The organism is Streptosporangium sp. H13245 (assembly GCF_055690525.1).
The window spans coordinates 285412-306220 of the sequence record NZ_JBSZKT010000002.1 but is presented as its reverse complement, the minus strand read 5'-3'; the positions used below and the strand labels follow the sequence as shown (position 1 = coordinate 306220).

Sequence of the window (20809 nt, the reverse complement as noted above, 5' to 3'; positions counted from 1 at the left end):
CGGGCTCCATCCCGACAACCAGGTACGCACACGCTCGTCAGAGTTCACCCGTGGTCCCCGATGCCTGTGGCCCCCGGTACCCGTGGCAGGGGGATCGGGCGGCGTCAACCAGGTACGCACGCGCTCGTCAGAGTTCACCAGGTCAGAGCCACCAGAGCCGTCAGGGCCACCAGAGCCGTCAGGGCCGTCGAAGTCACCAGAGTCACCAGAGTCATCAGCGTCGTCAGAGTTGTCAGAGCCGTCAGAGGGAGAAAACCATGTCCCAGGCAGTCCGCTATGTCCGCTACGGCGGTCCCGAGGTGCTCACCCTCGACGATGTCCCCCTTCCCGATCCCGGACTGGGGCAGGTTCGGGTCGCGGTACGGGCCGCCGGGGTCAACGGCATCGACTGGAAACTCCGCTACGGGTTCATGGACCGTGGCCAGCTGTCGGCTGGGCCCGCGGGCGTCGGCATCGAGTTCGCCGGAACGATCGACGCCATCGGTGCCGGTGTGGGCGCGGGTTCGGGTGTGGGCGCCGGTGCCGCCTCGGGGGCGGGCACCGGTGCCGGGAGCGCTGCCGGAACCGGAACCGGAATCGGTGCCGGAGGGGAGGGCTGGAGCGTGGGGCGGGCCGTCTTCGGCAAGGTTCCCTCCGGTGCCGCGGCCACCCACGTGGTGGTCGACGCCGAAGACCTGCTGGCCATGCCCGCGTGGTTGTCCTTCGAGCGGGCCGCCGCCCTGCCGGTGGCCGTCGAGACCGCCTGGCGCACCCTGCGGGAGCTCGGTGTGAAGGAGGGGAACACGTTGCTGGTCCACGCGGTCGCCGGTGGTGTCGGCCTGGTCGCCGCGCAGCTCGCCCGGATCGGGGGTGTGCGGGTGGTCGGCACGGCGAGCCCGGCCCGCCATGACTTCCTGCGCGAGCTGGGCGTGCGGCCGGTCGAGTACGGCGACGGCGGCGAAGGTCTGGCCGAGCGGGTGCGCGCCGAGGCGCCGGAAGGTGTCGACGCGGTCCTGGACGCCTCCGGCCGCGACGTGCTCGCCATGTCGGTCGAACTGGCCGGTGGGCCGGACAGGGTGGTCACCATCGCCGACGGGCGGGCCGCCGAGTACGGTGTGCGCTTCTTCACCGGCACCGGTGGGACCTCCTCCGCGGAGGTCTTCGCGGAGGTCCTCCCCCTGCTGGAGCGCGGCGAACTGCGCATGCCGATCGAGCGGACCTTCCCGCTGGAGAGGACGGCCGACGCCCACCGTCTCAGCGAGGAGGGGCACCTCCTCGGCAAGATCGTGATCACCGTCCCGTGAAACCGGGGTCGCGGTGTCCGTGCCAGGCCAGGGGGGACGAGGTGAAACCGGCGTGAAACCGGCGCCGTCTATTTTGGCGTTGACCAGCATCGATGCCGTCCGCAGGCGGCATCCGCGCTGTGCTTGAGGTGAAGGTTGTCGTCCATATTTGGGGCCCAACGACACGACACCGGGGCGACATGGGTACGGGCGGTCAAGCCGTCCGTACCCATGCCCGTCGCCTCGCTTCTCGTCCATCCGGAACCGTCCGGGCCGCCGGGCGGTACACCGATCGACAACGATGTCAGGCGGGCCGGATCGGCCGCCGGAGTCATCGCCGCGGTTGCCACGGGGGCTGCCACGGCGATGACGCCGGGAGCCGGGGGTACGAGGTCACCGCGACCTCGCCGGGGAGTACGGGAAGCAGGGGGAGTACGGGGAGTGCTGGCCACTTCTCCGCGGGCCGCTCTCGCCGGACGTCCGGCACCGACGGCCAAGGGCCAGGCGGAGACCGGCCGCTCAGCGTCGAGCGGCAGGTCAGCGCGGGTTCCGGTGGCCGGACGGGCCGAACCGGCCCGTTACACGGCCACTGGCGTCCGGCGGGAGAAGGCCGACAACGGCTCGAAGGGGAGGAAGTCAACAGCGAGATCCCATATGCGGCGCCTGGCGGTCGTGGTTTGCTATCGATCACCAATGCCCACGGGGGTATGGCACCGATCTGTTGGCGATCAAGGAGAGAGATGAAGAAGATCAAGACGGGGTTGCTGGCGCTGATGGTGGCCGGCCTGCTGGGCGCGGCCGCCGCACCGGCCTCGGCGGTCGACCTGGGTGACCAGATCACCAAGCCCAACTACGACAGCCACTGGATGGACCCGGGCGAGTAGCCCACCGGCGTGAAGCGGCCGGGCGAGGGGCGCACACCCCCGTCCGGCCGCGCACCGCACCCGGCCGACATGGGCATGTGGGCGAGGGGCCGCCATCACCCGTGGAGAGCGTACGGGCGAAGGGGCGTCGCGACGCGGGACGGAGCGGTGTGGAAAGGTGCGCGCGTAAGGGATACCGCGGAAGGTGCGCGCGTAAGGGGTGCCGCGGTCGGTACGGAGCGGTGTGGAGAGCGTGCGGGCAGGGGGCAGCACGGGGTGGGAGGCGAGGAGAGCAGGTCGTCTGGACCTCACCGACCTACCGACCGCATAACGCCGGTCAGCACGGGGTGGGAGGCGAGGAGAGCATGTCGTCGAGCGCGCGCCGGGCGTCGAGTGCCCGCTCGTGCCAGACCGGCAGGCCGATGTCGGCGAACTCCCGTACCGCGCGATCCAGCATGGTCACGGCCAGCCCGTGTTCGCCGCGTTCGGCGGCGAGCCGCCCGCAGGCCAGGCGGGCACGGGCCGCGACGAAGGGCTCCCCGAGCCCCTCGGCCAGCAGCAGTGCCTCGTCGAGCCGGTTGGCCGCGCCGTCGAGCTCGCCCGCCAGCAGCTCGGCCTCGCCCATCCCGAGCAGGCCGTACGCCTCGCCGATGCGGTCTCCGGTCGACCTGGTGGCCGCCAGTACCTGCCCGAACGCGTCCTTCGCCCGTTCCGGGTCGCCCTGGCGCAGGTGCAGCAGTCCCAGCCTGTTGAGGATCTGCGCGACCCCTCGCTCGTTGCCCAGGTCGCGGTAGACGGTCAGCGCGGTCTTCAGGAGCGGGGCCGCCGCCTGGGGGCGGTCGTGCTCGATGTGGATCTGGGCCATGCTGCCGAGCACGTGGGCCTCGGCGTGCCGGTCGCCGACCTCGCGGAGCATCCGCAGTGCCCGCCGGTAGCTGTCGAGCGCGGTCTCCACCCGTCCCTCCACCCGTTCGATCAGCGCCGCGTTGCGCAGGGTGAGGGCGTGGCCGTGCCGGTCCTCCACCGCCTCGAAGAGCGGGAGCGCGGCCTCCAGGTACGGCCGCGCGTCGGTGTAGCGCTGCCGGAACAGGGCGAGAGTGCCCAGCGAGTAGCGCATCGCCGCCTCGCCGCGCCGGTCGCCCGCGCGCAGGGCGGCGGCCAGCGCGGTCTCCGAGGTGTGCCGCCAGTCGTCGAAGTGGCCCTGCGCCTCGAACAGGGTGATCGCCGTCATCGCCAGGTCCCAGCACATCTCGCTCAGGCCGAGCCGGGCGGCCTGCTCCACCGCCGCGACCAGGCCGAGCCGCTCGCCGCGCAGCCAGCCGGACGGGTCGGCGAGCAGGCGCTCCGAGGTGGCCTCCCCGCCGTCCCAGCGCGGGCCTTCGCCGTGCAGGACGGTGTAGTCGCCGCCGTACTGCCGACGGTGCGCCCGTTCGGCGAGCGCGAGGTACCCTCCCGCCAGCCGGGTCAGCGCGGCGTCGGTGGCGGCGGGGGGATCGTCGGCCGCGCCGCGCTCCCTGGCGTGCAGCCGCACCAGGTCGTGGACGCGGTAGCGGGGCTCGCCGACGCCGTCCCGGCCCGCGTACTCGACGAACTGCGCCTCCATCAGCCCTTCCAGGATCTCCTCGGCGTCGTACGCTCCGGCTTCCCGCGTTTCAAAACCACGCGCTTCAAAACCACGCGCTTCGACGCCATGCGCTTCAACGTCACGCGGTCCGGTGTCGAGCAACGCCGCGGCGACCCAGCCCGCGAAGTCGGGTGTCTCCACCAGGCCGAGGCGGCGGAGCAGGACACGGCCGGGCTCGTCGAGACCGGAGTAACCGAGGGCGAGGCTGGCCCGTACGGAAAGGGTGCCGTGGGTGAGCTCGTCGAGCCGGTCGTGTTCGGCGGCGAGCCGGGAGACCAGCCGTTCGACGCTCCAGTGCGGCCGGGCGGCCAGCCGCGCCCCGGCGATCCTGAGCGCCAGGGGGAGGTGCCCGCACAGCTCGGCCAGCCGCCCGGCGGTGGCGGTGTCGGCGGCGAGCTCGACCCGGCCGGTGATCGTACCCAGCAGCCGGACGGCGGCGGCGTTCCCGAGGACTCCCAGGGCGAGCCGCTGCGCGCCGGGCAGGGCGGTCAGCGCGCCGCGGCTCGTGACCACCACCGCGCAGCCGTTCCCCGCGGGGATGAGCGGCTCGATCTGCGCCTCGTCCGCGGCGTCGTCCAGCAGTACCAGCACGCGCCGGTCGGACAGGCGGGCGCGGAACACCTCGGCGCGCTCGTCGAGGTTGTCGGGAACGGCGGTCCCCGGCGTCCCGAGGGCGCGCAGGAACCGGCTGAGCGCGTGCGAGGGGTCGACCGGCTCGGCCCCGGCGCCCCGCAGGTTCACGTACAGCTGCCCGTCGGGGAAGGCGTCGCGCAGGTCGTGGGCGGCCCGCAGGGCGAGCGCGCTCTTGCCCACCCCCGGCATGCCGGAGATGGCGCAGACCACCGGCCCGGCGGCGGGAGGGTCGCGCAGGACCGAGACGAGCCAGCGCAGCTCGGTGTCGCGCCCGGTGAGGTCGCTCACCCCTGCAGGGAGCAGGGACGGAGCCGGGCCGGGAGGGGCGGCGGGGTCCTGGGTGTTCGCCGGTGCCGCCCCCGGCCTGGGGGTCAGGCCGACCCGGGTGTCCCCGCGCAGGATGGCCTGTTCCAGCGAGCGCAGCTGCGGTCCCGGCTCCAGCCCCAGCTCCTCGGCGAGGACGGCGCGGGTGCGCCGGTAGGCCTCCAGCGCCTCCCTGCGCAGCCCGGCCCGGTGCATCGCCACCATCAGCCGCGCGGTCATGGGCTCCATCAGCGGGTCCGCCGTGACCATCGAGATCAGCTCGGGGATGACCTCGGCGTGCCTGCCCAGTGCCAGGTCGGTGTCGATGCGCTCGGTCAGCACCCGCCTGCGGTCCTGCTCCAGGCGTTCGGCCGCCTCCGCGAGCTGGGCCACGCCGTCCAGTCCGGAGAAGGCCCGGCCGTTCCACAGCGCGAGCGCCTCTCTCTGCAGGACGGACGCCGCCTCGGGTTCTCCCCGGTCCAGGGTTCGCCTGGCGTGCTCGGCCAGGTCGGCGAAGTGCCAGGCGTCCACCTCCTCCGGCCTCGCGGACAGCGTGTAGCCCGAGCGGTCGTGCCGGATCCGCTCGGGGGCGTCGAGTGTCTTACGCAGCCGGTGCACGAGCACCTGGAGGTTCTTTCCGGCGCGCGGTCCGAGCCGTTCCCCCCACAGCGCGTCGATCAGGGTCTCCGCCGCCACGACGCGCCCCCGCGCGCAGACGAGGAGGGCCAGCAACTGCTCCTGCCTACGTGAGGACAGTGGCACGGGACGTCCGTCATCGATGATCTTCACATCGCCGAGTACCTGGAATCTCATCAAGCTCCCCGAACGGCTCACTGGATCTCAGGGGGCGAGGTGAACGGTGCCGCGCCCAGAAAGTTATGGACTGTCCGATTCTGGCGAGGATAGCTCGGATGATCTTTCAACGGTAGTTGATTTGCGTTCGTTCCCGATAGGGGGCAGGTGTCCCGGCCGGGGCTCACGGGGCCCGGCGGGACACCGTGCTCGTTTGGTAACGGTGGTGTAACAACTCTTTACCGGTGATTCCGTTCGGTGGTTGACTCGGTTCATCCACTGTAAGCGCTTCCACTTTCTGTCGGCCGTGAGTGTAAGCGCTTCCACTCGCGGGGAGACGGGACGACAGGTGTCAAACAGCGACGAAGGTCAGGGTGCGACCATCTACGAGGTCGCGCAGCGGGCGGGCGTCTCCATCGCCACCGTCTCCCGGGCGCTGCGCAACACCGGCCCCGTCGCGGCCGGGACGCGCGAGAAGGTGCTGCGGGCGGTCGAGGAGCTCAGCTTCACCCCGAGCCGCCTCGGCGTCTCCCTCGCCCAGGGCCGCCACGCGGCCAACGGGATCGTCTTCCCCGACCTGTCGGGCCCCTACTTCGCCGAGGTGCTCCTCGGGTACGAGGAGGTGGCCTCCGAGCTCGGCCGTTCCGTGCTCATCCTGTCCACGCGCGGCCGGGCCGCCGTGCAGGACCTGGTCAGGGACCTCGCCGGACGGGTGGACGGCATGGTGATCTTCGGCAGGACCGTCGAGGACGCGGTGGTGGACGAGATCGTCAGGAGCAGGACGCCGCTGGTCCTGCTCGCCCGCGACCCCGTCGAGCGGGCCGACACGGTCTCCAGTGAGAACACCGCGTCGGCCGAGGCGCTCGCCACCCACCTGCTCGGCCACGGTTACTCCACCTTCGCCCTGGCCGGGGACGACGACCGGGGCGACGTCACCCAGCGCTGGACGGGGGTGAGGCGGGTCCTGTCCGGCCACGGGATCCGGCCCCCCGAGCCGTTGCCCTGCGAGCTCACCGTGGAGGGCGGGTACGCGGCGGGACGGGCGCTGCTCGCCGGTGACGCGCGTCCCCGGGCGGTGATCTGCGCCGACGACCAGGTGGCCCTCGGCGTCATCCTGGCGGCCGAGGAACTCGGCCTCGACGTGCCGGGCGACGTGGCGGTCACCGGCTGGGACGACATCATGGCCGCCCGCCACGCCAGGCCCGCCCTCACCACGGTGCGCCAGCCCATGCGCCTGCTCGGCGCCCGCGCCGCCCGTGTGTTGGACGAGCTCATCAAGGGCACTCGTACCGTCCCGAACTCCGAGATTCTCCCCACCCGGCTGATCGTCCGATCCAGCTGCGGTCCTCACCCCCAGGAGGAAAAGTGAAGAAGTACGCCGCCGGGATCCTCGCGTTGGGACTGGTGCTCGCCGGGTGCGGCCGGAGCGAAGGAGGGGCCGCGGAGCAGGCCAGGGACGTCGACACCGGCAAGGCCACCGGCGAGGTCACGGTCTGGGCGATCGGGGCCGAGGGGGAGGCGCTGGGCGCCTTCGCCAAGGACTTCGAGACGGCCAACCCCGGCATCACGATCAAGGTGACGGCGCTCGGCTGGGACGTGGCCCACGACAAGATCACCGCGGCCATCGCGGGGAACGCCACCCCCGACGTCACCATGCTGGGCAGCACCTGGATGGGCGAGATGGCCAAGACCGGCGCCCTCGACCCCACCCCGGCCAGCCTGATCGACAAGTCGGCGTTCTTCCCCGGCGCGTGGGGCACGGTCGAGGTGGAGGGGACCGCGTACGGCGTGCCCTGGTACGTCGAGACCCGCGCCCTGTACTACCGCAAGGACATCGCGGAGAAGGCGTCGGTGAAGCCGCCCGTCACCTGGGAGGAGACCACCGCCTTCGTGAAGGCGCTCAAGGACGAGGGGGGCGCCTCGCTCGGCGTCGAGCAGAACTTCCGGCAGGGCTCCTGGCAGGAGGTGCTGCCGCTGGTGTGGCAGGCGGGGGGTGAGATCGTCTCGGACGGGAAGTGGACGCTGGACACGCCCCAGATGGTCAGGGCGCTCAAGCAGTACGGCTCGTTCTTCGAGAGCGGGCTCGCCAGCACCGACCAGCCGACCGGCGCCTTCCCGCAGACGTTCGTGAACGGGAAGGTCGGCGCCTTCTACTCGGGGCCGTGGATGATCGCGGGCCTGGAGAAGGAGGGCGGCGACGGCTTCGGGGACAAGTTCGCCGTCGCGCCCTACCCGAAGGGGAGCGCGGGAGGTCCCAGCCTCGTCGGCGGCAGCGACATGGTGGTCTTCAAGGACTCGAAGAACCGCGACGCCGCGTGGAAGTTCCTGCGCTGGCTCGTCGACCCCAAGGTCCAGGCCACCTGGTACACCAAGATCAACGCGCTGCCCAGTGTCGAAGCCGCCTGGCAGGACCCGGCGCTCACCGCCGACGAGCGCGTCACCGTCTTCGGCGAGCAGCTCAAGGACGCCAAGGCCGTCCCCGCCGTCCCGACCTGGGAGCAGGTGGCCAAGGTGATGGAGACCGAGGTCGAGAAGATGGCCCTGGGCAAGCAGACGGCCGAGGAGACGGCCAAGCGGATCCAGGGACAGGCCGAGACCATCGGGACCGGGGTCTGACCATGGTGGTCAGTGAACGGGTGGACTCGCGCGAGTCCACCGCACCGGCCCCCGTCAGGGAGCGGCGGCCCCGGGGCGGATTCCGCCGTACCGGCCTGGCCTGGGTGTTCGTGACGCCCTTCGTGGTGATGTTCGCGGTGTTCTGGGCGGGGCCGCTCCTCGTCGAGCTCGGCATGAGCTTCACCGACATGCGCAGCACCGACGTGCGCGACCCCCTGGGGGTGAACCTCGTCGGGCTCGACAACTACCTGCGGCTGTTCGACGACGAGCTCATGCGCAAGGCGGCGGTGAACACGCTGATCTTCGTGGTGACCGCGCTGCCGCTCACCATCGCCCTCGGCCTGGGCGCGGCCGTGGCGCTGAACTCGGGGATCGCCCGGCTGCCCGCCGCGTTCTTCCGGCTCGGCTACTACCTGCCGTACGTCACCAGCATCATCGGTGTCGCGGTGGCCTGGCGGTTCCTGCTCGAACCCGACGCGGGACTGGTCAACCAGGTGCTCGGGGCGGTGGGCGTGGACGGTCCCCGCTGGCTCGCCGACGAGGACCTGGCACTCCCCGTGATCATCGTCATGACCGCCTGGCGGAGCTTCGGCTTCGACATGGTCGTCCTGCTGGCCGCCCTGCAGGGCATCCCCCGGGAGCTGTACGAGGCGGCCGAGGTCGACGGCGCCGGGCGCTGGGAGCGGTTCCGCTCCGTCACGCTGCCGATGCTCCGCCCGGCGCTGCTGTTCTGCACCGTCTACAGCTCGATCGGGTTCGCCCAGTTCATGGAGGAGCCGCTGGTGATGACCCAGGGAGGCCCGGCGGGGGCGACCACCTCCGCCTCGCTCGCCATCTACAACCAGTTCGGCTCCGGCAACTACGGCTACGCCGCAGCCGCGGCGAGCGTCCTGTTCACCGTGATCGTGGCCCTCGCGGTCCTGCAGTTCCGGGTCGGGAGGTCCAGATGAAACCCGTTCGAGGCCGGGAGGCCCGGGTGAGACGGGCAACGGGCCCGAAGGCCCTGGTGAAACGCCGCTTCTCCACGTACGCGCTGCTCGGTGTGGGGCTCGTGCTCGTCGTGCTCCCGTTCGTCTGGACGCTGCTCACCTCGTTCAAGCCGGAGACCGAGATCAGGCGGGACCCGCCGGAGTTCCTGCCGACGCGGTGGACGCTCGGTAACTACGGCGAGCTGCTGGAGAAGATGAACATCACGCAGGTGTTCGCCAACAGCGCGGTGGTGGCCGTCGCCACCGTCGCGGGCAACCTGCTGTTCTGCTCGATGGTCGGCTACGCCTTCGCCAAGATGGCCTTCCGCGGCAAGAACGTGCTCTTCGCGCTGGTCCTGACGCAGATGGCGCTGCCCGCGATCGTGGTGATGATCCCGCAGTTCGTGCTCATCGCGAAGCTCGGCCTGGTCAACACCTTCCTCGGGATCATCCTGCCCGGCCTGGTCACCCCGCTGGGCATCTTCCTGATGCGCCAGTTCATCGCGGACATCCCCGACGAGCTGATCCACGCCGCGCGGGTCGACGGCGCCAGGGAGTTCCGGATCTTCTTCAGGATCGTCATGCCGCTCTGCAGGCCCGCCCTGGCCACCCTCGGCCTGATCACGTTCCTCGGCTCGTGGAACAACTTCCTCTGGCCTGCGGTGGTGGCCCAGAGCGAGGACAAGTACACGCTGCCCGTCGCGCTGGCCATCTTCAACGGCTACCAGAGCACCCAGTACGGCCTGCTCATCGCCGGGTCGGTGGTCGTCGTGCTGCCGGTCCTCGTCCTCTTCGTCTTCCTGCAGCGCTTCTTCACCCAGGGAATCGCCTCCACCGGACTCAAGTAACCAGGTCAAGTAACCCCCCACGTAAGGAGCCCCCGTGCGTCGTCGTCACGCGGCCGCCCTGACGGCCTGTCTCGCCCTGATCACCGCCGTCCCCGCCCCCGCCTCCGCGTCTCCCCTTGTCTCCCCTGATGTCCCCTTGACAACCTCGGCGACCGAGGTGGCCGAGGCGACCGCGCGGCAGCGGGAGGTGCTGCGCCGCTACGCCGCGGACACCTGGAAGTCCATGGACGCGATGGCCGACCCGGCGACCGGGCTGCCCTCCGACAAGATCGACGGCTCGCTCGACCCCGCCACCCGCGCCAAGGTGACCTCGCCGACCAACATCGCCACCTACCTGTGGAGTACGGTGGCCGCCCGCGACACCCGCCTCATCTCCAAGAGTGAGGCCCTGCGCCGCGTGACCAGGACGCTCGCCTCCACGGCGAAGCTGGAGCGTCACGCCCCGACCGGCCAGTTCTACAACTGGTACGACCCGCGCACCCTCCAGATCGTGCGCACCTGGCCGGAGAACGGCTCCGCCGTCCAGCCGTTCCTGTCCAGCGTCGACAACGGCTGGCTCGCCGCCGCGCTCATGATGCTCAGAAGCGCCGTGCCCGAGGTCTCCGGGCAGGCCGGGGCGCTGGCGAGGAGCATGGACTTCGAGTCCTACTACGACCCGCAGGCGCGGCCCGACGCGGGCACCGGACTGCTGCGCGGCGGGTTCTGGCCGGAGAAGCCCACCGGCTGCTCGGTCGAGAGCGACTACAACGGCTCGGGGACCACGGTCCACTCCACCTGCCACCACTACGGCGCGCTCACCGAGGCCAGGATCGCCAGCTACGTCGGCATCGTCCTCGGCCAGCTCCCGCCCGAGCACTACTACGGCATGTGGCGTACCTTCCCCGACACCTGCGACTGGTCGTGGGCCGAGCAGAAACCGGTCGGCACCTGGCGCACGTACATGGGCGTCAACGTCTTCGAGGGCACGTACGGCTACCGGGGCATGCGCCTGGTGCCCACCTGGGGCGGCAGCATGTTCGAGGAGCTGATGGTGACCCAGCTCGTGCCGGAGGACGTCTGGGGCGCCAGGAGCTGGGGCCGCAACCAGCCGGTCTACATCGCCGCCCAGATCGAGCACGGCATGAACGAGGCGAAGTACGGCTACTGGGGCTTCTCCCCGTCCAACGACCCCGCCGGGGGCTACCGCGAGTACGGCGTGGACGCGATCGGCATGGACACCCCCGGCTACACCTCCGACCAGGAGCGCACCTCCGTCGACTACGGCTTCGAGGGGTGCCGCGAGGGCCAGCCGGAACCGGCGTCGTACGGGGACGGCGTGGTCACCCCGCACGCGTCGTTCCTCGCGCTGCGCCACGCGCCCGGCGCGGCCCTGACCAACCTCGCCAGGATCAAGGCGAACTTCGACTCCTACGGGCCGGGCGGCTTCTACGACGCGGTCGCCGTGCGCAGCGGCAAGGTCGCCAAGCAGTACCTCGCCCTCGACCAGGGAATGATCATGATCGCGCTCGGCAACGCGCTCGCGGACGACAGCCTGCGCCGCCACTTCGCGACCCGCGACGTCACGGCCAGGCTCGCCCCCGTCCTGCGCCAGGAGGAGTGGGCCGTCGTGCCTCCCAAGTGAGCCGTACTCCGACGTACACATCCACCCACCGACCATCGGGGAGACGTATCTGATGAGCACGGCCGACGCCGCACGCCGAGACTGGCAGGCCCGCATCTACCGGGCGTCGGGGGAGGTGACCCCGGCCGGACGGGCCGAGGTCGCCGCCCCCGGCGGCCTGCGCGCCGACAGCGGGGGCGGGCACGTCACGCTGACCTGGGAACCGGTGGCCGGGGCCATCGGCTACACCGTCCACCGCGCGCCCGCCGAGGAGGGGCCGTACACCTCGACCAAGCAGCGCGACGTCGACGTACCGGCCGTGCCGGATCCGCGCTACGTGGACACGCGCGGGGAACCCGCCTGGTACCGGGTCGCCGCCGTCACCACCATGGAGCGGACCGGCCCCTTCACCGGGCCGGTGTTCGCCGCGCCGCTCGCCGAGCCGGGCGCGACGGCCCTGCGGGTCGACGCCTCCGCGCGCACGCGGCCGCTGCCCAGGCCGTGGAAGTACATGATCGGCTCCGAGCACCTGTCGTACATGCTGTCGCCCGACACCGTGGGCGGGCGTCCGATCGGTCCCGAGCTGACCGAGGCGCTGCGGACGACGCGGGAGGAACTGGGCGTGGAGACCGTGCGCGCCCACGCCATCCTCTGCGACGACCTCGGCGTCTACCGGGAGGAGGACGGCGAACCCGTACACGACTTCAGCCGGGTGGACGAGGTCTACGACACGATCACCGCGTTCGGCATGCGGCCGATCGTGGAGCTGTCGTTCATGCCGCGCGACCTGGCCGCCGACCCGTCGAAGACGGTCTTCGGCTACGAGGCGATCATCTCACCGCCCAGGGACTACGACCGGTGGGGCGACCTGGTCCGTGACCTCACCCGGCACCTCGTCGAGCGGTACGGCCTGCGCGAGGTGGTCGACAACTGGGCCTTCGAGGTGTGGAACGAGGCCAACCTGGAGGTCTTCTGGAGCGGCACGCCACAGGAGTTCCTCCGGCTGTACGACGTGTCGGCGGCGGCGGTCAAGGACGTCCACCCGGACATCCGCGTCGGCGGCCCGTCGTCGGCGGCCAACGGCTGGGTCCAGGAGCTGATCGACCACGTGGACGCCTCGGGCGCGGCGCTCGACTTCGTCTCCACCCACACCTACGGCAACGCCCCGCTCGACTGGCGGCCCGTCCTGGAACGGCACGGCCGCGAGGGCACGCCGATCTGGTGGACGGAGTGGGGACCCACCCCCACGCACTTCCACGGCATCGGCGACGGCCCGTTCGGCGCGACGTTCCTGCTGCACGGGATGAGATCGGCGGCCGGGCGGGTGGACGCGCTGGCCCACTGGGTGGCCTCTGACCACTTCGAGGAACTGGGCCGCCCACCGGCGCTCTTCCACGGCGGGTTCGGCCTGCTCACGGTCGGCAACCTGCGCAAACCCCGCTACCTCGCGCTCACCCTGGCCGACCGGCTGGGCGAGGACGAGCTCGCCTGCTCGGCCACCGGCGACGTCGCCGGGGTCGAGGCGTGGGCGGCGCGCTCGGCCACCGGCGCCGTCGGGGTGCTGGTGTGGAACGGCACCCTCGACCAGGAGCGGGCCGACGGCGCGGCGATCCTGTCGCGCGAGGTCACCCTCACCGTCGAGGGCCTGGCCGAGGGGGAGTACGCGCTCGTCCACCACCGGATCGACGAGCGGCACTCCAACATCCGGGCGGTCTGGGCGGAGATCGGCGGGGGCGCGGACTGGCCGGAGGGCGGGCAGTGGGAACGGCTCCACGCCGCGAACGGCCTGGACGAGCTGGAACCCGCCCGTACCGTCCACGCGGAGGACGGGACCGTACGGCTGGAGTTCACCCTGCCCATGCCCGCCGTCTCCTACCTGGAGCTCACCCCGGCGTGACGGGAACGCGGGCCCTTCCCGGTGAGGGCCCGCGTGTTCCCCTGAGGGCCCGCGCGTTCCGAGGAGCGCGCTCTTCGGAGCGCGCGGGCGGCCCGAGGGGCGCGTCCGGGATCGGGGCTGGCCCATCTCGCCTCCGGCGGGATCTCCGTTGTCGCTTTCGGGAACCGCGGACACGCGGGAAGGCGACAACGGGTGTCCTGACCGAGAGCCGAGAGGCCGGATATGAGCGAAACGAGCCGGACCCGGGCGGGGACGGGCGGCCCCTTCCCCGACGACGAGTCGGGGTGTCCTGGCGCGGGACCCCCTGGCCGACTACAAGGCGTGGGGGAACGTCGGGTCGATGATCACGCGGGCGTACCTGCCGTCCGCCCAGCGAGCCGCGCTGTTCCGGGCGGCCGGTACGATCCCCGGCGTCGAGACCGTCGACGGGGCCGAGGACGCCGCCGGGCGCGCGGGGGGGGCCATGGTGAACAGGTTCGGCGGGGTGCGGCACGAGTACATCTTCGACCCCGCCACCTACCTGTACCTGGGCGAGCGCGTCGTCGTGGTGGACGCGGCCAGGGCGGGAGCGCCCGAGGGCACCCTGATCACCTCGACGGCACAGCTGAAGGTCGAGGTCACCGACCGGGCACCCGAGGTGACCGACCCCACCCCCGAAAGCCAGGAACGCCCCGAAGGCCCCGGAGACTCCGGCCGCGCGTCCGGGACGCGGCACGGGTAGACCCCGGTGGCGGTGCGGGACCCCGGGTGAGCGGTACGACCCGGGGCGCCCGGGTGCCGCGGAGGGATCGGCACCCACACCCGCACCGCCGCCTCGCACGTCTCGCGTGCATGGCGCGCGGGTGACATACGAATAGCACAGACCGCCCAATAGCGACGAACAGGTCGAGTGGTATTAATCCACACTCTTCTTCACAGATCAAGGGGTGGCGAATCCACCGTTCTCTGTCACCATTGCCCCATGCACGCCTTCCGTCTTGTTCGCGCCGCGGTGTTCGCGGTCGTGTGCGTGACGGCGTCGCTGGCCATGCACGTGCTGGCCGGAGGCAGTCCGGTGGGACCGGGTGTGCTGCTCTGGGCGGTGCTGCCGACGGCGGCGGGCGCGTTCGTGCTCGCCCGTCGGCGACGTGGCTTCGGCATGCTGCTGGGCGCGAGCTTCGCCGCGCAGTACGGCATGCACCTGTGGTTCACCTCCGGCGCGGTACCCCCGTCGGCCGGGCACGAGCACGGCGCCGGTGACCTGTCCACCGGCCTGTTCATGCTGCTGGTGCACGCCGTGACGGCGCTGCTGTCGGCCCACTGGCTGGAGCGGGGGGAGTGCGGCCTGGCCACGCTCCTGTTCCTGCTCTTCGCCTCGGTCCTCACCCTGCTGCGGTGGCACGCGCCCGTCGTCCAGCGCGTCACCCTCCCCGCCGCGCCCGGCGACCGGGTGTCACCCGTCGCCCGGCTGCTCGCCGCCGCCGTCTCGCGCCGCGGGCCACCCGCGCTCTCGCACGCCGTCTGACATCGGGCCGTCGCGCCCGGACGCCGTCGCGCCCTCGCGCGCCCGCGCCTCCGGGCGCCGTACCCTCCCCGGCCGCGGGCCGTCGCGCCGTCGCGCCCTCCCCGGCCGGTGACCCCGAGCGCCGCCGTCGCGGCGCCCGACGGTGTCCAACGGTGTCCGCCAGTGTCCGACGGCGCCCGCCAGTGCCTGTCCCCACCCCGCCAACGGGCCGCGAGCCCCGCTCCCACCATGCCTTTCCGCTGGTGGGAGCCGGATCCCGCCTGCCCTTCCGCGACGCCGAACTGAACCTCACACCGCGGTGGCGCGTACCTGACGGTGCGCGCGTTCCCTGCGAACGGAGAACCTCCCATGACGTCTGACGTCGAGATCCAGCCCGAGGCCGGGCCGTCCGGCCCCTCCCCGATTCTCGTGCCCAAGGTGCCCTCCACCTGGGCGACGCTGCGCTCGCTCCTGCTCCGCCTGCACTTCTACGCCGGGATCCTCGTCGCGCCCTTCCTGCTGGTGGCCGCGACGACCGGCCTGCTGTACGCCGCCTCCTTCCAGCTCGAGAAGGTGGTCCACTCCCACGAGCTGACGGTCCCCGTACCGGCCGGGCAGCAGAAGCTGCCCCTGACGCGGCAGGTCGCCGCCGCCACCGCCGCGAACCCCGCGGGGAAGGTCGGGGCCGTCTGGACCTACGACGAGCCCGGCGCGACGACCCGGGTGCTGTTCAACGATCCCGCCCTCCCGGAGAGCGTCCGCACGGCGGTCTTCGTCGACCCGTACACCGCGCAGGTCCGAGGGACGCTGGAGAGCTACGGCAGTTCGGGCGCGCTGCCCGTGCGGACCTGGATCTCCCAGCTCCACCGCCACCTGCACCTGGGCGAGCCGGGACGCATCTACAGCGAGATGGCCGCCAGCTGGCTGTGGCTGGTCGCGCTCGGCGGCCTGGTGCTGTGGCTGACCCGCCGCCGCCGTGCCGGTCAGCGGCTGCGCCGCGTCGTCGCCCCCGAGCGCGGCGCCCAAGGTCACCGCAAGACCCTCTCCTGGCACGGCTCGGTCGGCCTGTGGGCGCTGGTCGGCCTGCTCGCCCTCTCGGCCACCGGCCTGACCTGGTCGAAGTACGCGGGAGTCAACGTCGACGTGATCCAGAGGGCGATCGGCTGGGGCACCCCGTCGATGCCCGTCTCCGGCGGTCACGGTGACCACGGAGACCACGCCGCCGGGGACGCGGGCGCGGCCCCGGCCGCCGACCCCGACCAGGTCGTCCGGGCGGCGGCGGGCAAGGGCCTGTCCGGGCCCATGGAGATCGTCTGGCCTGCCGAGTCCGGCGACCCGTACGTCGTCAAGGAGACGGACCGTCTCTGGCCGCAGCGCAACGACCAGGTCGCGGTCGACGCCGCCAGCGGCCAGGCGGTCGCCGAGCTGCGCTTCGACGACTTCCCCATCGGGGCGAAGCTGACCAGGTGGGGCATCGACGGGCACATGGGAGTGCTGTTCGGCCTGGCCAACCAGATCCTGCTCGCCGCGCTGGCCCTGGCGCTGATCTCGGTCATCGTGTGGGGCTACCGCATGTGGTGGCTGCGCCGCCCGACCCGTGGTTTCGGCACCCCCTACGAGCGCGGCGGCCTGCGGCGGCTGCCCCTGGCCGTGGCCCTGCCCCTGGCGGCCGTGGTGATCGCGGTGGGCGTGTTCCTTCCGCTGCTGGGCATCTCGCTGCTCGCCTTCCTCGTGGTCGACGTCGTCCTGGCCAGGGTCGCGGCGTCGCGCGAGAAGAAGCGGGAAACCGTCGAGCCCAGCGAGTCCGAGGCCGGGGTCTCCGGCTGAGACTCACCGAGGACCTTCCAGGACCCGGACCGGCCGAGACCGGGTGACATCGGCCGGGACCGGCCAGAGCGGCGGGGGTGTGGCGTGGGGCGCACGCCACACCCCCGCCCCCGGTCAGTCGGGGTGGTGCTGGTGCTGCAGGTAGGCGGCGGTCTCGGGGTTCGCCGGGAAGTACGCCTCGATGGCCAGCTCGGCGACGGTGATGTCCAGCGGGGTGCCGAAGGTGGCCATGGTGCTGAAGAAGGCCAGCTCCCGGTAGCCACGGCGGAGCCGGAGGGGGACCACGATGTCCCCGGGGCCCGGACGCTCTATCTCCGGCTCCGGCTGGTCACAGGGATAGTCGTCGAGCTCCTGCCAGAGCGCCGCCAGGTCGGGGTCGGCGGTGAGGCTCATCTGGCGGCGGAGCCGGTGCAGCAGGTGGGCCCGCCACTCACCCAGGTTGATGATGCGCTGCGCCATGCCCTTGGGGTGCAGGCTCAGCCGCATCACGTTGACCGGGGGGACCAGCAGCTCCGGCGCGACCCCGCGCAGCAGCACCCCGGTCGCGGCGTTGCGGTCGACGAGATTCCAGCGCTGGTCGACGACGACGGCCGGGTACGGTTCGTGCCCGCTCAGCACCTGCCCCAGCGCCTCCCGTACGGACGCCATGTGCGGTGAGCTGAGCGGCGTCTCCGCGTAGAGCGGCGCGAACCCGCCCGACAGCAGCAGGTGGTTGCGCTCGCGCAGCGGGAGATCCAGCTCCTCCGCGAGGTGGAGGATCATGTCCCTGCTCGGTTTGGACCGGCCCGTCTCCACGAAGCTCAGGTGCCGGGTGGAGATGTCGGCCTGGATCGCGAGGTCCATCTGGCTCATCCGCCGCCGTTCCCGCCACTGGCGCAGAAGCTCGCCTACCGGCCGGGACGCGCTGGTGGTGGTCACATACGCCACGATAGCCGGGGACGCTCGGCGAAACCATTACCACACACGTAACGCGTGTCATGATGTCGGCGACGCGCACCGCCCTCACATCCGGGCGACGTGAACCGGGTGCTGGAATTTATCCCCACGCATCACGGCAAACCGCCGACCTGTTGTCCAGTTCGCTGGACGCCCTTCGTCCAGTACGCTAGCTTCCGTGCGTGCTCCAGACATACCCCGAGATCCGCGATCGGATCTACGAGCTCGCACGTCGGCATGCCCTGCGTCCCGACTGGGTCGACGCGGGCAGGACCACCCGGTCCCTGTCGCTCTACGACTCCGACCAGGTGGTGGTCGCCCGGTCCCGGGCCCCCCTGCGGCATATGGACCCCGACCTGCTCGCGGCTCTCGCGCATGACTTGGAAGACGTGTTCGGAAAGGGATGGTTGGAATGACCGATGCACCCCTGCGGCTCACGATGAGGGCCGTGCGCAAGACCGACTACTGGATCGCGCTCCCGACGGACGCCCCCATCCAAGGAGGCGTCTCCGGTGACACCCTCGCGGAGCTGTACGAGGAGGTGGAGGCGGCCAAGCACTTCATCCTCGACGCCCCCGCGGAGGCCGAGATCGTCGTGACGTACCTGTACGAGGTGGCCGGTGTTCCGTCCACGGTGCTCGACACCTACAGGGAGCTTCGGGCCCGGCGCGACCAGGTGGCCGCGCAGCTCGGCGAGACCGCGAGAGAGGCCGTGGCGGCCCTCCGGGCGGCGGGCGTCTCCGTTCGCGACAGCGCGGCCCTGCTTGAGCTGTCGAAGTCGCGGGTCGACCAGCTCGGTGCCTGAAGGACGGCCCTCCGGGACGAGGGCCGTCCGGAGGGCGTCAGCGGTGGCGGACCTTGGTGGCGAGGCGGTTGAGGATGCGGTCCCACTCGGTGCCGAAGGGATTGTCCTGGACGAGGTAGGTCCAGGTGGCGGTGGGGCGCTTGAGGCCCGCGCCCTCAAGGTCGAGGCCCTCGTCGGTGACGGAGGCGGTCTCGAAGGCCTCGACCGAGCGTGACTCGATCTCGGCCAGCAGGCGCTGGTAGGCCGGGACGGCGTCCTTGTGGAACTCGTCGATCGGGTTGAGCCTGCCGAGGACCCGCAGGTGGATGCCCTCCCGCAGCTCCGCCAGGTACGCCAGGTGGTCGGCCCAGCCTCGGTCGAGGTGGAACAGGACGATCTGACGGGCGGCCTCGTGCAGGACGTCCTCGCCGACGCTCTCCTCCAGCTCGGCCCACCGCTCGGGGGCCGCCTTGGCCAGGGCCTCGCCCGCCACCCGGTCGCGCAGGACCCGGTCGCGGCGCTCCAGCAGCTGGCCGCGCTGGCGCTCCAGCAGGCGGGTGTAGCGCCAGGTGTTGCGGTGGATCTCCATGTTGACGCCCTCGGCGACCCGCTGGGCGTGGCCCACGAGCGAGTGCTCCGGCACGCCCTTGGCGTACTCGTCGGCGACGTAGTGGGTGATCAGCTCGTCCTCGCCGCTGACGAGGAAGATCGAGCCGCCGGGGTCGCCCTGGCGGCCCGCGCGCCCGCGCAGCTGGTCGTCCAGGCGGCTGCTGGTGTGCCGGCCCGAGCCGATGACGTACAGGCCGCCGAGCTCGTCGACGCCCTCGCCGAGGCGGATGTCGGTGCCGCGCCCGGCCATCTGGGTGGAGACCGTGAGCGCGCCGCGCTCCCCGGCCCGGGAGATGATGGCGGCCTCCTCGGCGTCGTTCTTGGCGTTGAGGACCACGCACTCCAGCCCGCGCCCGGCCAGGGTGAGCGCCAGCCGCTCGGACTCGGCCACGTCCAGGGTGCCGATCAGGATCGGCCGGCCGGTGGCGTGCACCTCGACGATCTCCTCGACCAGCGCGAGGTCCTTCTCCATGCGGTACTCGAAGAGGCGGTCGGGCTCGTCGGTCCGCACGTTCGGCCGGTTGGGCTGGACCACGGCGACCTTGAGGTCGTAGAACTCCCGCAGCTGGTCGCCGACCGCCACCGCGGTGCCGGTCATGCCGCACTTCTCCGGGTAGCGGGTGATCAGCGCCTGGACGGTGATCGAGTCGAGGATCTCGCCGGTCTCCGACGGCGAGAGCGCCTCCTTGGCCTCCACCGCGGACTGCAGCCCGTCGGGCCAGCGCTGCAGCAGCGCCACCCGGCCCCGCGACGGGTTGATCAGGTGCACCTTGCCGTCGCGGACGATGTAGTCGACGTCCTTGGTCAGCAGGGCGTGCGCGTGCAGCGCGAGGTTGACGTCCGTCAGGGTGGCCGGGGTGTCGTAGAGGTCGAGGCCGAGCGCCTGCTCGACGGTGTCGATGCCCTTGCTCGTCAGGTGGACGTTGCGCGCCTGGTCGTCGAGCTCGTAGTGGTAGCCCTTGACCAGCTGCCTGACCAGCGCCGCCATCTCCGGCACCGAGTCGCCGGGGTCGGCGGCACCGGCCAGCACCAGCGGCACCCGGGCCTCGTCGACCAGCACGGAGTCGGCCTCGTCGACCAGCGCCACGGCCGGCGCGGGCACGATCAGGTCCTCCACGCGGGTGCTCAGCCGGTCGCGCAGCACGTCGAAGCCGATCTCGCTGACCGAGCCGTACGTCACGTCCGCCGCGTAGGCCGCCCGGCGCTCCTCGGGCGTGGAGTTCTGCCCGATCCAGCCGCAGGAGACGCCGAGCGCCTCGTACAGCGGGCCCATCCACTCGGCGTCACGCTGGGCCAGGTAGTCGTTGACCGAGATGACGTGGACGCGCTTGCCCTGCAGGGCGTATCCGGCGGCGGCCATCGCCCCGGAGAGGGTCTTGCCCTCGCCGGTGGCCATCTCCGCGACGTTTCCCGACAGCATCGCCAGCATGCCGACCAGCTGCACGTCGTACGGCCGCAGTTCGAGCGTGCGGTGCGCGGCCTCCCGCATGATCGCGCAGAACTCCGGGAGGTCGTCGGGCGACGGCGCGGGCAGCTCGTCGAGCGCGCGGATCCGCTCCTCGCGGGTCCCGGCCTCCACGACGACCCGCTCGAACTTCGAGAGGTCGATGGTGCCGGGGCGTTCGAGGAACCGCCTGAAGAGCTGGGTAATCGAGGCCACGTTCCCTCCAACGCCCGTTTCCGGGCTCGCGTTCCGTCTCTCCGCACATTGTGATGCAAAGATCGGCTGTCCAGGATCGAGGTGCTCCCACCAGATTTTCGGGG

At 71.8% G+C, this 20809-nt stretch carries 16 protein-coding genes; 13 read left to right on the top strand and 3 right to left on the bottom strand.

All coding sequences use genetic code 11. From position 1 onward, the window contains the following. The first annotated feature begins 257 nt into the window (after window positions 1-257). Entirely contained in the window at window positions 258-1283 is a 1026-nt protein-coding gene (locus tag ACW9TB_RS05395) for an NADP-dependent oxidoreductase (RefSeq protein ID WP_472746806.1), read from the top strand. A gap of 719 nt (window positions 1284-2002) precedes the next feature. Continuing rightward, window positions 2003-2146: a hypothetical protein gene (locus tag ACW9TB_RS05390; protein WP_472746805.1), complete on the top strand. Its 144-nt coding sequence runs from the start codon at window positions 2003-2005 to the stop codon at window positions 2144-2146. Between the two features lie 316 nt (window positions 2147-2462). Here ACW9TB_RS05390 and ACW9TB_RS05385 read toward each other — a convergent pair whose 3' ends face one another. Then, a complete protein-coding gene (locus tag ACW9TB_RS05385; protein ID WP_472746804.1) occupies window positions 2463-5498 on the bottom strand; it encodes an AfsR/SARP family transcriptional regulator in 3036 nt (1011 codons plus the stop codon). A gap of 328 nt (window positions 5499-5826) precedes the next feature. On the opposite strand from ACW9TB_RS05385, the gene ACW9TB_RS05380 reads away from it, so the two are divergent. The 9 genes from ACW9TB_RS05380 to ACW9TB_RS05340 all read left to right on the top strand — a co-directional run bounded on the left by ACW9TB_RS05380 (window position 5827) and on the right by ACW9TB_RS05340 (window position 16716). Next, window positions 5827-6846 carry a LacI family DNA-binding transcriptional regulator gene (locus ACW9TB_RS05380; RefSeq protein ID WP_472746803.1) on the top strand — a complete coding sequence of 340 codons (1020 nt, stop codon included), beginning with the start codon at window positions 5827-5829 and terminating at the stop codon, window positions 6844-6846. Next, window positions 6843-8093, top strand: a complete 1251-nt coding sequence (locus ACW9TB_RS05375) for a sugar ABC transporter substrate-binding protein (RefSeq protein ID WP_472746802.1) — start codon at window positions 6843-6845, stop codon at window positions 8091-8093. The genes ACW9TB_RS05380 and ACW9TB_RS05375 overlap by 4 nt, the downstream gene beginning before the upstream one ends. A gap of 2 nt (window positions 8094-8095) precedes the next feature. Continuing rightward, window positions 8096-9043 (top strand): carbohydrate ABC transporter permease, encoded by a 948-nt coding sequence (locus tag ACW9TB_RS05370; RefSeq protein WP_472746801.1) that lies wholly within the window; start codon window positions 8096-8098, stop codon window positions 9041-9043. 26 nt (window positions 9044-9069) lie between these two features. After that, entirely contained in the window at window positions 9070-9909 is an 840-nt protein-coding gene (locus ACW9TB_RS05365; protein WP_472746800.1) for a carbohydrate ABC transporter permease, read from the top strand. A gap of 34 nt (window positions 9910-9943) precedes the next feature. Next, the gene (locus ACW9TB_RS05360) at window positions 9944-11530 is read left to right on the top strand and encodes a glucoamylase family protein (RefSeq protein ID WP_472746799.1); all 1587 of its coding nucleotides are present in this window, start codon (window positions 9944-9946) and stop codon (window positions 11528-11530) included. Window positions 11531-11582: 52 nt separating this feature from the next. Further along, a complete protein-coding gene (locus ACW9TB_RS05355) occupies window positions 11583-13406 on the top strand; it encodes a GH39 family glycosyl hydrolase (RefSeq protein WP_472746798.1) in 1824 nt (607 codons plus the stop codon). Between the two features lie 340 nt (window positions 13407-13746). Next, a complete protein-coding gene (locus tag ACW9TB_RS05350) occupies window positions 13747-14127 on the top strand; it encodes a hypothetical protein (RefSeq protein ID WP_472746797.1) in 381 nt (126 codons plus the stop codon). Window positions 14128-14367: 240 nt separating this feature from the next. Beyond that, a complete protein-coding gene (locus tag ACW9TB_RS05345) occupies window positions 14368-14910 on the top strand; it encodes a hypothetical protein (protein WP_472746796.1) in 543 nt (180 codons plus the stop codon). A 348-nt stretch (window positions 14911-15258) separates the two neighbouring features. Further along, window positions 15259-16716: a PepSY-associated TM helix domain-containing protein gene (locus ACW9TB_RS05340; protein WP_472746795.1), complete on the top strand. Its 1458-nt coding sequence runs from the start codon at window positions 15259-15261 to the stop codon at window positions 16714-16716. A 114-nt stretch (window positions 16717-16830) separates the two neighbouring features. Here the strand turns inward: ACW9TB_RS05340 and ACW9TB_RS05335 are convergent, their stop codons facing one another. Next, window positions 16831-17634, bottom strand: coding sequence for a helix-turn-helix domain-containing protein (locus ACW9TB_RS05335; RefSeq protein ID WP_472746794.1), 804 nt, complete (start codon window positions 17632-17634; stop codon window positions 16831-16833). A 200-nt stretch (window positions 17635-17834) separates the two neighbouring features. Between ACW9TB_RS05335 and ACW9TB_RS05330 the strand changes: the two genes are divergently transcribed. Together ACW9TB_RS05330 and ACW9TB_RS05325 are read left to right on the top strand one after the other, a co-directional pair. Beyond that, window positions 17835-18068 carry a hypothetical protein gene (locus ACW9TB_RS05330; protein WP_472746793.1) on the top strand — a complete coding sequence of 78 codons (234 nt, stop codon included), beginning with the start codon at window positions 17835-17837 and terminating at the stop codon, window positions 18066-18068. Next, on the top strand, window positions 18065-18457 hold the full coding sequence (locus tag ACW9TB_RS05325) for a hypothetical protein (protein ID WP_472746792.1): 393 nt from the start codon (window positions 18065-18067) through the stop codon (window positions 18455-18457). The genes ACW9TB_RS05330 and ACW9TB_RS05325 overlap by 4 nt, the downstream gene beginning before the upstream one ends. Before the next feature lie 37 nt (window positions 18458-18494). Here the strand turns inward: ACW9TB_RS05325 and secA2 are convergent, their stop codons facing one another. Further along, window positions 18495-20696: an accessory Sec system translocase SecA2 gene (gene secA2, locus ACW9TB_RS05320; protein ID WP_472747107.1), complete on the bottom strand. Its 2202-nt coding sequence runs from the start codon at window positions 20694-20696 to the stop codon at window positions 18495-18497. Window positions 20697-20809 lie beyond the last annotated feature (113 nt).

Coding starts and splice junctions, on each gene's coding strand:
- ACW9TB_RS05395 (WP_472746806.1), top strand. CDS start 258: ATGTCCCAGGCAGTCCGCTATGTCCGCTACGGCGGTCCCGAGGTGCTC.
- ACW9TB_RS05390 (WP_472746805.1), top strand. CDS start 2,003: ATGAAGAAGATCAAGACGGGGTTGCTGGCGCTGATGGTGGCCGGCCTG.
- ACW9TB_RS05385 (WP_472746804.1), bottom strand. CDS start 5,498: ATGAGATTCCAGGTACTCGGCGATGTGAAGATCATCGATGACGGACGT.
- ACW9TB_RS05370 (WP_472746801.1), top strand. CDS start 8,096: ATGGTGGTCAGTGAACGGGTGGACTCGCGCGAGTCCACCGCACCGGCC.
- ACW9TB_RS05355 (WP_472746798.1), top strand. CDS start 11,583: ATGAGCACGGCCGACGCCGCACGCCGAGACTGGCAGGCCCGCATCTAC.
- ACW9TB_RS05350 (WP_472746797.1), top strand. CDS start 13,747: ATGATCACGCGGGCGTACCTGCCGTCCGCCCAGCGAGCCGCGCTGTTC.
- ACW9TB_RS05345 (WP_472746796.1), top strand. CDS start 14,368: ATGCACGCCTTCCGTCTTGTTCGCGCCGCGGTGTTCGCGGTCGTGTGC.
- ACW9TB_RS05340 (WP_472746795.1), top strand. CDS start 15,259: ATGACGTCTGACGTCGAGATCCAGCCCGAGGCCGGGCCGTCCGGCCCC.
- ACW9TB_RS05325 (WP_472746792.1), top strand. CDS start 18,065: ATGACCGATGCACCCCTGCGGCTCACGATGAGGGCCGTGCGCAAGACC.